Raw genomic sequence first — 12,353 nt, forward strand, 5'->3', positions numbered from 1 at the left:
AATCAAGGCACGCACGGCCGGCGGCAGCAGGTGACACGTTCCCCCTCCTCGGACGGCGCATCGTCGGTGAGGGGGCGCAGCTCGATGAAGTCAGTGGCGGCCACTTCGGCGAGGCATTGGACGTCACCTCCGCCCGCCAGGCAGTATCTACCCTTGGTTGCATTTCTGACTCGATCGAGCACCGAAATTGTCTATCCCTCTAGACGCAACGGAGAGTAGCAACGGATCGGTTTACAACATGCCTATACTTCGGTGATTGCTCTGCCACCTTGGTACAGCATCGAAGATTTATCTCCGGAACGTCGGCGCTGGGAAACGGAAGCGGGATCAGATGACCAGTCGACTCGGCTCCTCGCCCGACGCGCGCACGAGCTCCGCGAGCTCATAGCGCACGGCAGCTTCAACCTCTGAGAGCCTGTTTGACTATGTGATGTAGTATTGCGTTCGGTGATAGGCTTTGAGGAGGCGGTGGCAGTTTGCGATGTCGATGGCATCTTCTGCTGCTTCGGGCGTCTGCTCCAGATTGCGGGTCAGGCGTCGCGATCTGTTGGTCAGCGTTCCAAACGTCGCCTCGATGCGCCAGCGCAGCGGGAGCGGCTTGAAGCCCTTGGCGTCCCGCTCCCGGGTCGTGACCTGGATGTCCAGGCCGTGAGCCGCGGCTGCCTGTTCCATACGCGCGCCGACATAGATCCCGTCGACCTTGATCCGCTCCGGCGCCCAGCCGTTCCGGGCGGCGCGGTCGAACAGCAGCCCGGCGGCCTGCGTGTCGTGCACGTTGGCCGCCGTGACCAGGCTCGCCAGGACGAAGCCCAGCGAGCAGGTCAGGACATGGCGCTTGATGCCCTTGGTCTTCTTGTTGCCGTCATAGCCGCGCGGTCCCGCCTGCGGACCGGACGTGACGCCCTCATCCTGAGCTTGTCGAAGGATGTGAATCGAGGATCGCCGTCGACGGCTCGGGCTGGCGCCCCCGCCCACGGCGCACCGCCGCCTCAGCAGGCCTGCGATCTCCGACCAGGTCCCGTCAGCCCGGAACCGGTCGTGCCATGTCCGCACCGTCTCCCACGCGCCGAAGTCCTTGGGCAAGTAGCGCCAGGGACAGCCGGTCTTGTCCAGAACAGGCAGGCATCCACCATCGCCCGCAGATCCGCCGTCAGCGGATCATAGACCGACAGCAGCGGGGCGATCGTCGCCCACTCCGCATCGGTCAAATCACTCGGGTAGCGCCGACCGTCGGCTGCGTAGGTCTCCCGATCTGCTTCCGTCCACATCGCGTTATCCTCCTCGAAAGGACAACCCGCAAAAGCAGATCTAGATCAAACAGGCTCTGACAGCTGCACCCAGTTATACCGTAGGTCGGCGGTAGCCATTTCAGGGGTCTGTGCCATCGTCAGGCTACTGCAAGCGCTGCTGCACGGACTTGGCGCGTCGCGGTATCGACCAGCTCGCTCGCCCGGGCGATCGCCTCCATGCCCCCTGCGATCGTCGCCACGCCATGGGCTCCCGTGTGCATGCTGCCCGACATCTCCCGCGTGACTGCGGACTGCTCCACCGCCGCCGCGATCGCGGTCGAGATCTCATCGAGCTTGCCGATCGAGCCGATCGCGTCCACCGCCTCTCGCGTGGCCGCCTGGGTCGCCACGATCTGCCCGCGGATCTGATCGGTGGCCTTTGCTGTCTGCTCGGCCAAGGCCTTTACCTCGGAAGCGACCACCGCAAAACCCTTATGCGAATGGGCCGCCGCCGCTGTCGTCACGGTGAATGTCCGCTATGGAGGAGCGTACGCGGCTCCATAGATGACCGAGACGGGCGCAAAGCCGAACGGCCGGTTTTGCGCCGGTCAGCGATCCGGTATGGCGTAGTCTGGCCGATAGCGGAATGGCTACTCTGTAGAGTCCATGGCGTCCAAGCAGCTATTTCGAAATCAACTCATCACGGGCGCAACAACGGAACTCATCAAAACGGTCAAGTCACTCGCTTCGGCGCCAACTACAAGGCGGGCACATCGTTCGACCTCGCTGAATACACCTCATCTGCCGGTCGTAGAGAACATTCCGCCTACCATCCGTTTCGCGTTCGTACGCGATGGGCGCTGCCATCCCTCCTTCTCGATAAGTGCTATGAGGCGCTGCAAAATCGCATGGGATCAGGCGTCGAGGGCCATCAGGCTCGCATTGCCACCTGCCGCCGCCGTGTTGATCGACACCGACCGTTCTTCGAAGAGATCCGAGAGCTCGTAATCGTCCAGATCGGACGCCGTGAGGATCGACTGGATCGTCAAGATCGGACCGCTCCGTCCGGCGATCCGGCGGGTCAGCCCCACGAGGTCGGCCCGTTCGCCTTCGTAGAGCACGCCGCCAAGTCCGGGGGCGATCGCGGGATCCTCTGCGGGGACGATCTTCCGCAGGACCCCCGCAGGCAAGCCGTCGAACAGGCCTGACGACGCCCTCGCAGCCGTGATCACGGCGCTCTGGCCGGTCACCAGGATCGCGCCGACCTGGAGCAATGTTCCCTCCTCGCCCGAGGCCAAGGCCGCGATTGGGCCGCGAGGACGGAGGCTGTAGATGTTGCGTTCACCGACCGGGCCCGACAACACGCATTCGGTGCCGGCAGGTGCCTGGGCGAAATAATTTTCGACTCGGGTCGCGACGTCGGCGTGGCCCCGCTGCCGGAGCCATCTGATGTAATCCTGAGCGACCGTATCGGCGGAGGACGGAGTTGCGGTCGCACCGGCTGCGGACGGAGCCAGGCGAGTCAGCAGGCGGCGGAGGTAGCGCGGACCGCCGGCCTTCGGCCCTGTCCCGGACAGGCCCGAGCCGCCGAACGGCTGCACGCCGACCACGGCGCCGATGGTGTTGCGATTCACATAGATGTTGCCCGCCTCGATCCGGTCAAGAACGCGCGTAACCGTCTCCTCAATTCGGGTGTGCAGGCCGAAGGTCAGCCCGTAGCCGGTGGCATTGATGGCGTCGATGAGCGCGTCGAGATCATCCCGCCGATAGCGCAGCACGTGGAGCACTGGGCCGAACACTTCGGCCTCCACATCAGAGATTTTGGCAATCTCGATCACCGTGGGAGGGACAAAGGTGCCCGCATCCGTAGCCGGGGTCTTGTCCAATTGCGTAGTCTTATGGCCGCGCATCCGCATCGTCTCGATGTGGCGGGTGATCCCTTCGGCCGCCCCGGAGGTAATCATCGGACCAATATCGACGGACAGGTGCCGGGGGTCGCCCACTTCCAACTCGCACAGGGCGCCGTGCAGCACGGCCAGCGTCTTTTCGGCGATCTCCTCCTGCAGACACAGGATGCGCAGGGCCGAGCAGCGTTGACCGGCCGAATCAAAAGCGGAGGCGAGGACGTCCGTTACAACCTGCTCGGGCAGTGCGGAGGAATCCACGATCATCGCGTTCTGCCCTCCGGTCTCGGCGATGAACGGCACCGGGCGTCTGTCCGTGGTCAGGCGATCCGCGAGGGTCCGCTGGATCAGACGGGCGACGGCGGTCGAGCCGGTGAACATCACGCCTTGAACCCGCGCATCGCCGACGAGCGCGGCGCCGACGTCGCCCGCACCGGGGAGGAGATGCAGCACATCCGGGGGGATCCCGGCTTCGCTCAAGAGCCGCACGGCCTCCGCCGCGACCAGCGGGGTCTCCTCCGCCGGCTTGGCGAGGACTGTGTTGCCCGCTGCGAGCGCGGCTGCGACCTGCCCGGTGAAGATCGCGAGGGGGAAGTTCCAGGGTGAGATGCAGGCGACCGGGCCGAGGGAGCGTACAATATCGGGGCTGCAGACCCGTTCGGCCTCGCCGGCATAGTAGCGCAGGAAGTCCACGGCCTCCCGCACCTCGGCGACGGCATTCGCCAGGGACTTGCCCGCCTCCCGCACGATCAGGCCGAGCAGAACCGGCATCCGCATCTCGAAGGCATCCGCGGCGGCGCGGAGCAGCCCGGCGCGGAGGGCCGGTGGCGTCGCCGCCCAGTCCGGTGCCGCCGCTCGATGCGGCCGCCAAAGCGCGGGCGATGTCTGCGGGTTCCGCGGCGCGCACATGGCCCACCACGTCGACGCAATCGGCAGGGTTGAGGACCGGGTCGCGGGCCTCCGCAGCGGAGCGTCCGGATGGAACAGAGGTCCAGGCCGTGGCGGCTTCTGTGGGCAGGTCGATGGCGAGCTGGGCGAGCACGGCCTCGTCGTTCAGATCAAGGCCGGCCGAGTTCGGTCGCTCTGTGCCGAACAGGTCGCGCGGGGCCGCGATCCGCTCGTGCGCCGCCCCCGGTTCGCGCATCGCCCGCACCGCAGAGACCGGATCGGCGATGAGGTCTTCGATTAGGACGGACTCGTCGGCGATGCGGTTGACGAAGGAGGAGTTTGCGCCGTTCTCCAAGAGGCGCCGGACGAGGTAGGCAAGCAGGGTCTCGTGTGTGCCAACAGGGGCATAGATCCGGCACGGCCGGTCGAGTCCGCCCGGGCCGACGACTGCCTCGTAGAGCGGCTCGCCCATCCCGTGCAGGCACTGAAACTCGTAGTCTCCGAGCCGGAAGCCGGGACCAGCCATCTCCACGATGCTGGCCAGAGTCTGCGCGTTGTGCGTGGCGAATTGCGGAAACACCGCGTCCGGCGCCGCGAGCAGCTTTCGGGCACAGGCGAGGTAGGACACGTCGGTGTGGAGCTTGCGGGTGAAGACCGGGAAGTCGGAAAGCCCCTCGACTTGCGCCCGTTTGATCTCGCTGTCCCAGTAGGCGCCTTTCACCAGCCGTACCATCAGGCGGCGGCCGCTCCGGCGGGCGAGATCGACAAGCCAGTCGATGATGAAGGGGCAACGTCGCCCGTAGGCCTGGATGACGAACCCAAGTCCGTTCCATGCCCCGAGATCCGGATCGGTGGCGAGGGCCTCGAGGATGTCGAGGGACAGGTCGAGCCGGTCGGCTTCCTCGGCGTCGATGTTTAGGCCGATGTCGTATCCCCTAGCCAGCAGGGCCAGCGCCCTCGCCCGGGGAATCAGCTCCGCGAGCACGCGGGCGCGCTTCATCCGGGTGTAGCGCGGGTGCAGCGCCGAGAGCTTGATCGAGATGCCCGGCCCCCCGGTGATGCCCCGACCGGCGGACGCCTGCCCGATGGCATGGATCGCCTGCTCGTAAGAGGCTTGGTAGCGGCCGGCATCCTCGGCCGTGACCGCGGCCTCGCCGAGCATATCGTAGGAATAGGTGAAGCCCTTCGCCTCACGGCGGCGCGCCCGGCGCAGCGCCTCGGCGATGGTCTCACCCATCACGAACTGCTCGCCCATCAGCCGCATGGCGAGGTCCACGCCTCGCCGGATCAACGGCTCCCCACCCCGCCCGATCAGGCGCGTCAGGGCCGAGGACAATCCGCCCTCGCTCGTCGTCGCGGTGAGCTTGCCGGTCACCAGAAGGCCCCAGGTGGCCGCGTTGACGAACGGCGAGGGGCTGTGGCCGAGATGGGCCCGCCAATCACCGGAGGCGATCTTATCGCGGATCAGCGCGTCGCGGGTCGCGGCGTCCGGGATGCGCAGCAAGGCCTCGGCAAGGCACATCAAGGCCACGCCCTCCTGGCTCGACAGGTCGTACTCGTGAATCAGGCCTTCGACGCCGCCCCGCGGTGTGGTCCGCCGCAGGCCCGCGATGAGGCCGCGTGCCGTCGCGGCGACACGGGCCGCCGCCTCTGAAGGAAGCTGTGCGAGATCGAGGAGCGGCGCCAGACACTCCGCCTCAGGGCGCCGGTGAGCCGCAACGATCGCCATGCGCAGCGGCGACAGTGCAGGCAGGTCGTCCTGGAAGTCGGCAAACGACGCGTGAACGTGTGCAACGCGCCGGGCTGAAGACACGATCGACATGGCAGAACCCGTCTCCCTCCGCCGGCCCTTGGCCCGGCACTTAGGATGTTGTAGGGGCGCTAGGGCGGTGGTAACATCCAACAATCGCGCCGAAAGTCGGCGGATTTCTCAATGGAATAACCATCTGGTAGTGAAAAGCACGGACTCGACTGATGCTGCTATCCTGCGCATCCTGCAGCAGGACGGGCGCATATCAACCGTCGACCTCGCCGAGCGGCTGAGGCTCTCGCCCACCGCCACGGCCGAACGTCTGAAGCGGCTGACCCGCGAGGGCTACATCACCGGCTACGGTGCTCGCCTCGATCCGGCGATGCTCGATCTGGGATTGCTGGTGTTCATCGAAGTGTTGCTCGACAAGACCACCGGCACGGTGTTCGACCGCTTCTCAGTGGAGGTCCGCCGCGTGCCCGAGATCTTGGAATGCCACATGGTGGCCGGAGGCTTCGACTACCTGCTCAAGGCCCGGGTGAAGGACATGGCCGCCTACCGCCGCTTTTTGGGGCAGGTCATGGTCGATCTGCCCGGCGTGAAGGAGACACGCACCTACGCGGTGATGGAGGAGGTCAAGACGGACAGCCCGCTGCCCGTGTGAACCTTACCCTTCGACGACGAGCGAGGCAGCGACGAGATCTTCCAGGGACGCGCCGACGGACTTGAACACGGTGATCTCTTCGGCGTCCCTGCGGCCAGCCTTCGCCCCGCTGCATAGGTCGTGCAGGTCGCCCGCGAGCCGGTCCTCCGACCACGTGCCGTCCGCGATCGGCTGCGTCAGGTCGCCGGCCTCGCGCAGGGCCCCGGCATAGGTGTCGACATAGACACGGGCGACGCGAATCAGCGCGTCGTCGCTCTCGCGCATCGCGGGCGTAAAGGCGCCCACGAGGTCTACATGGGTACCGGGGTGGACGTGACAGCCAAGCACCAGCGGCTGCGTCGAGGTCGTGGCGCAGCTGACGATGTCGGCGGCCGAGACCGCCGCCGGAAGATCGGCCGCCGGCTCGGCGGGAAGCCCCTCCTCCCGCAGCCGCGCCGCCAGGGCCTCGGCCTTCGCTGCCGAACGACCCCAGACCAGCACGCGCCGGATCGGCCGGATGGCGACGTGCGCGTGAGCGAGCGCCGGCGAGAGGTGGCCGGTCCCGACCAGAGCGAGCACCGCGCTGTCCGGACGAGAGAGGTACGTCGAGGCGAGCGCCGAGGCGGCGGCGGTGCGGCGGTTCGTCAGCGCCTCGCCGTCGATCATCGCGCGGGGCGCTCCCGTCTTTCCATCGAACAGGACGTACACCGCGTGGACGGCGCCGAGGCCGCGCTCGGCATTGCGGGGGAACACGTTCACCAGCTTGACGCCGACCACGTCACCCCGGCGCCAGGCCGGCATGGCCAGGAGGCGACCGGGCGCCTCCGCCGCGCCGACCTCGTGGGCGGTCCGGACGGGGGCCTCGATATCGGCGGCGGCGAAGGCGCCGCGCAGAGCTTCGATCAGGCGCGGATGGTCAAGGGCGGCATGAACCGCATCGTGATCGAAGAACGGAATCAAGGGATCACCTTTGAGCGCAGTCCGAGCGCGGCGGCGCCGGGCGCGGCCGTCACGGCACGATCGGGGGATGATAGGTGAAGGTCGTCATCAGGACCGCCGCCAGCACCAGCATGATCGGCAGGTGGATCATGAACTGCACCGCCGTATAGCCGATGAGATCGCGGGATTTCAGCCCGAGCACGCCGAGCAGCGGGAGCATCCAGAACGGATTGATGAAGTTCGGCAGCGTCTCGGCGATGTTGTAGACCATCACCGTCCAGCCGAGATGGGCGCCGACCTCATTGGCCGCCTTCATCACGTAGGGGGCTTCGATCACCCACTTGCCGCCGGCCGAGGGGATGAAGAAGCCCAGCACCGCCGAGTAGATCCCGACGAGGACCGAGAAGGCCCCTGATCCGTGGGCGAGGCTGACGAACCCGTAGGCGATGGCGTCCGACAGGGTCGAGCCGTCCGCCGCCTTCACCTTGGTCAGCATGTAGGCGATGCCGCCGTAGAAGGGGAACTGGAGCAGCACGCCGGAGACGCTCGGCATCGCCTTGGCGAAGGACGCGATGAAGCCCCGCGGCCGCCAGTGCAGCAGGGCGCCGAGCAGCAGGAACACGAAGTTGTAGGTGTTGAGGCCCGACATCGTGATCAGCGGGTTGCCCGCCTTGAAGGCATCGTAGAGCCACCCGGATGCGAGAACGAGGACGAGGATCGTCAGAAGCGGGCTGTGCTCCAGCCATTCGCCCGGACGGCTCGCGCGGATCAACTTGGGCTGGGCGTCGACGAGGTCGATCCCAAGATCTGCGGCCGTTCGGGCATTCGCATCAGAGGGGGTGGTCAGGTAGCAGATCGCGGCCGAGAGCAGCGTGCCAAAGGCGACGACGACGAGGTTCTGCCACGTCAGGATGGTCTGCTCGAAGCCGATCACGCCCGTGATCGGCAGGAGCGAGGCCGGAATGCTGGCGGCATTGGCTTGCAGCTGTGCCGGCCCCGAGCTGATGCCGAGGGTGAAGCCGAAGCCGAGGCCGAGGTAGCCCGCCGCGCCGGCGGCCCGGTAATCGAGGCGCAGATCCTGCCGGCGGGCGATTTGGCGCACCAGCAGGCCGGAGAAAATCAGGCTGACGCCCCAATTGAGCAGAGACAGCAAGATGCTGGTGATGCCAACGAACACCACGGCCCCGCGCCCGGTGCGCGGCAGGGCGGCGGCCCTGCGCATCAACCCGGCCACGGGGGGCGAGACGGCAACGACGTAGCCGCCGACCGCCACCAGCGCCATCTGCATGGTGAAGGGGATCAGGCTCCAGAAGCCGTCGCCGAACGACTTGCTGATCGCAAGCGGTTCGCTCCCGTGGGCGAATACTCCCAGGGCGACGATGCAAGCTGCAATAAGAACGAAGACGTAGCTGTCGGGGAACCAACGCTCGGCGAAGGCCACGATCGCCTGCGAGACGCGCACGAGACGCCCCTCCCGGGCTAGATCCGGGCTGGGCGTGGCGATGGGCGTCAAGGTAGCCGTATCGCTCATCGGTCGTGTCTTCCTTTCAGGCGTCGAGGACGAGGTCGCTGACCGGCACAGCGCGGCAGGTCAGGCAATGGTCGGGCTCGCCGTCGTAGGGGCCGAGGTGGGCGACCGACCCAGACGCGACGGGCACGCTGCAGCTTTCGCACTGGCCCGCCCGACAGCCGCTCGGCAGCCCGAGCCCCGCCGCGTCGGCCGCGTCGAGCAGGGTTCCGGCGGAGGGCGTCCAGGTGAAGCCCGTTCCGCTGCGGGCAAGGCGCACGGTTCGCGGTGCAAGGTCAGAAGGCACGGCCATGGCCGACGCAAAGCTCTCGCTGAACACGTCGAAGCGCGGGACGCCGAGTCTCGTCAGGGCCGCCTTCCCGTCGCGGAGGAAGGCATCCGGCCCGCACAGGTACACGAGGGGGCGGCACGCCGGATCCGGCAGGGCCAGCTCGGACATGGCCGGCCGGCCGGCCCGCTCGTAATCGACCCCGAGCCGATCCTCCGGGCGCGGGCGCGTGAACACGCGGGTGATCCGCAGGCGTGGGAGGGCCGCCGCGGCCTCGCGGAGGCGGGCCCCGAAGGCCTCCTCCGCGCCGTTGCGGGAGATCGCGACCAGATGCACCTCGGGCGCGGAGTCCGGGCGCGCGGCAAGCGCGGCGAGGTAGCCTACGAACGGGGTGATGCCGATCCCGGCCGCCAGCAGGACGATGGGGCGATCCCCCCCAAGCGGCGGAGTGAACGTGCCTGCCGGCATTTCGAGCTCGACCGGATCGCCGGACTTCAGCCCGTGGACGAGGCTCGACATTCGTCCGGCCGGCCGGCCTTCCTGCGCGGCGTGGTGCTTGACGCCGATCTCGTAGGTCTCCGGCGTCAGGGCGTCACCCGTCAGGGAATAGGCGCGGCTGAGGCCCGGGACTGTGGCGTGGAGGATGGCGTATTGGCCGGGAAGGTAGGCGAGAACCGGACCGTCATCCGCAGGCGCGAGAGTGAACGCGGCGATGTCCGCCCCCTCGCGCCGCAGCGACGCGACGCGGAACGAGCGCCGGCCTTGCCAACGTCCGCGATTGGCCCCGACGGCGCGGACAAGCTCGCAAGCCACCGCCCGCAGGGGCACGGAACCACTTACCGGATCGCGGGCCGCGTCGGACAGGGCGGCATTGACGTTGGCGCTCGTCGACCCGGCAACCGGCGAGCCCTCACGCCCCATGGGCGGGCAATCCTCCCACCAGCCAAACTCCGTGATCACCGTCCCGCTCGGCAGCGTCGCGTCGATGCGCGCCTGCAGGTGGGCCTCGCCGTGAGCGGTCCGCACGATGACGGCATCGCCCTCGGCGATCCCGCGGAGGCGGGCGTCGTCGGGCGCCACCTCGACGGTCGGCGCTGCCGCGCGCTTCCGCAGAGAGGCGATGTGTCGGTAGGCACTGTGCACATACCAACCGGTCTTGGCGGTCGACATCACCAGCGGCAGGCCGGGCTCGTCGAGTCCTGCGGGCTCGACATGGTGGGCGAGAGGGTGCTGCCCATGCGCGAGCAGATCCTCGGAGTAGAGCGTGATCCGCCCCGTCGCCGTGGGAAAACCGGCGACCGACCCGTCCTGGCGGAGGGCTTCGTATTTGCGCCGGGCCGTCGGCTGAGGCAAGCGGATGCCCCCGGGGCATGCCCGTAGGTCGTCTACCGTGAGCCCGACGGGCGCGAGCTGGTAATTCCAGCCGGCTTCGATCGAGCCGCCGAAGAACTGTTCGCCATGCCCGAGGCGACAAGCGAGATCGAAGGCGATGGCGTAGTCGGAGCGGGTGCCGCCCAGGGGCGGCACCATGGCTTGGCGCAGCTGCACCAGTTCCACCGCTTCCTGCGTGATCTCGAACCCGACCTTCAGCGCCTCGCGCTCCCAGGGCAGACTCGCCGGCAGGACGATGTCGGCATTCGCGGCGGTCGGATTCAGGAACATGTCGACGTGGACGTGGAAGTCCAGCGCTTCCAGAGCGGCTTGGTTGCGGCCCGTATCCCCCTGCGAGACCACGAAGTTCGTGCCGAAGCTCATCAAGCCGCGCACGCGGTAGGGCACGCTCTCGAGCACGGCGCGGGTGAAATCGCGAGCGGTGATCCATCCCCGGCTCGGCGGCCCTAGGGGCAATTCGGCCAAGCCGAGGGCCTTTGCCCGCTGCGCCGGGGCCAGCAGATCGTAGGCATTCACCGATCGGGTCGGAGGGGCGGTCGTCCAGAGGTTGCCGCCATCGCGGTCAACGGCTCCCGTAAGGGCGTAGAGCGTCGCGATCGCACGCTCGGTGGTGGTGGCGTTGGTGTGTTGCCCCACCCCCGTCCAGGAATGGTAGGCGAGCCGTGGCGCGCCCGCGAAGAGCGCGTTGAAGCGCGCGATCGCCGCAGGATCGAGTTGGGTGATCGCAGCGACACGGGCCGGATCGTAAATGTCGGCCTCTTCGGTCAGCAGGCGCAGGACACTGGCACACGCGCGCCTGTTGCCCGCGGCGTCCATCAGGCGGACCTGTGTGTCGAGTTGCGCGGCAGCACCGGCAGTCGGGTCGCGTGGGTCGCGCGGCTGCGGCCGCCCCGCTTCGTCGAGCACGACAAAGCCGCTGGCGCCGGGCCACAACTCGGCGGCCTTCAGAAGACGTTCAGTGGCACGATCGACGAGGAACGCCGCGTCCGTCCAGTCGTGGACGAAGGCCCTGTCGTAGCTTCCCTCCCGCAGGAGGTGGCGGATCGCCCCCATCGCCAGGGCTCCGTCCGCCCCCGGGCGGATCGGTAGCCAGAGGTCGGCCGTCTCGCCGGAGCCGCCGCGCTTGGGATCGACCACCACGACGGTCGCTCCGCGCCTGCGGGCGTCCGCGATGCGTGTCGCTTGGGCGAGCCACGTGCGGGTCGGGTTGTGGCCCCACAGCACGATGGTATCGGCCGTCTCGTAATCGGGGGTGCCGATCCCGCGGCCGAAGGTCAGGGCGTGGGCGAAATCCTTGTGCCAGCCGCAGATCTCGACGGCGTAGATCAGATTGGGGCTGCCGAAGACCCGGACGAACCGCTCCACCCATTCGAAGCTGTCGACCATCGGCGTGCCGCTCGGCGTGGTGACCGCGAAGGCGACCGTCTCAGCGCCGTGCCGTGCACGCAGATCCCCGAGACGGGCGGCAATGTCTGTCATTGCCTCGTCCCAGCCGATCTCGACCCAGCCCGGATCCGCACTGCCGCGCTCCCGGGTGCGACGAAGGGGCGTCGTCAAGCGGCGGGGGCTACCAAGAAGTTCCGGTGCAGCCCGTCCCTTGGCGCAGAGCGCTGCGCCGGTCGGATGCGCGGGATTCGGTGCGACGGAAACGAGCCGTCCGCCCTCGATCCTGTTGAGCGATCCGCAACGCGATCGGCACAGGGTGCAATAGCCTTCCTTGATGTCAGCAGACATGGAAGCAGCCTCAGTAGCGCGTCACGCATTACCATTGGGTTGGTGGTAGTTCAAGCGAGGGCCGAAACACGCTATTGG

6 protein-coding genes and 1 pseudogene are annotated in these 12,353 nt (G+C 67.8%); 1 reads left to right on the forward strand and 6 read right to left on the reverse strand.

Going from position 1 to position 12,353, the window contains the following annotated elements:
* Positions 1 to 423 precede the first annotated feature (423 nt).
* The 3 genes and pseudogenes from MKL11_RS31155 to putA form a co-directional block, all read right to left on the reverse strand.
* Positions 424 to 1,083, reverse strand: a complete 660-nt coding sequence (locus MKL11_RS31155; protein WP_243950895.1) for a transposase — start codon at positions 1,081 to 1,083, stop codon at positions 424 to 426.
* Between the two features lie 304 nt (positions 1,084 to 1,387).
* Complete coding sequence (locus tag MKL11_RS31160; protein ID WP_313900799.1) at positions 1,388 to 1,753, reverse strand: methyl-accepting chemotaxis protein; 366 nt, start codon at positions 1,751 to 1,753, stop codon at positions 1,388 to 1,390.
* A gap of 390 nt (positions 1,754 to 2,143) precedes the next feature.
* Positions 2,144 to 5,843, reverse strand: a pseudogene (gene putA, locus MKL11_RS31165) (trifunctional transcriptional regulator/proline dehydrogenase/L-glutamate gamma-semialdehyde dehydrogenase).
* Between the two features lie 130 nt (positions 5,844 to 5,973).
* Here putA and MKL11_RS31170 point away from each other — a divergent pair.
* Entirely contained in the window at positions 5,974 to 6,435 is a 462-nt protein-coding gene (locus tag MKL11_RS31170; protein WP_243950897.1) for an Lrp/AsnC ligand binding domain-containing protein, read from the forward strand.
* Between the two features lie 3 nt (positions 6,436 to 6,438).
* On the opposite strand, the gene MKL11_RS31175 is transcribed toward MKL11_RS31170, so the two are convergent.
* From MKL11_RS31175 to MKL11_RS31185, 3 genes are read right to left on the reverse strand one after another with little or no spacing between them, the layout of a single operon-like run.
* The gene (locus MKL11_RS31175; RefSeq protein ID WP_243950899.1) at positions 6,439 to 7,374 is read right to left on the reverse strand and encodes an ornithine cyclodeaminase family protein; all 936 of its coding nucleotides are present in this window, start codon (positions 7,372 to 7,374) and stop codon (positions 6,439 to 6,441) included.
* 49 nt (positions 7,375 to 7,423) lie between these two features.
* Positions 7,424 to 8,884 carry a short-chain fatty acid transporter gene (locus MKL11_RS31180; protein ID WP_243950901.1) on the reverse strand — a complete coding sequence of 487 codons (1,461 nt, stop codon included), beginning with the start codon at positions 8,882 to 8,884 and terminating at the stop codon, positions 7,424 to 7,426.
* 16 nt (positions 8,885 to 8,900) lie between these two features.
* The gene (locus tag MKL11_RS31185) at positions 8,901 to 12,275 is read right to left on the reverse strand and encodes a molybdopterin-dependent oxidoreductase (RefSeq protein ID WP_243950903.1); all 3,375 of its coding nucleotides are present in this window, start codon (positions 12,273 to 12,275) and stop codon (positions 8,901 to 8,903) included.
* Positions 12,276 to 12,353: the final 78 nt, after the last annotated feature.

The sequence above is a fragment of the Methylobacterium sp. J-077 genome (assembly GCF_022829365.1).
In the GTDB taxonomy this organism is placed as follows: domain Bacteria; phylum Pseudomonadota; class Alphaproteobacteria; order Rhizobiales; family Beijerinckiaceae; genus Methylobacterium.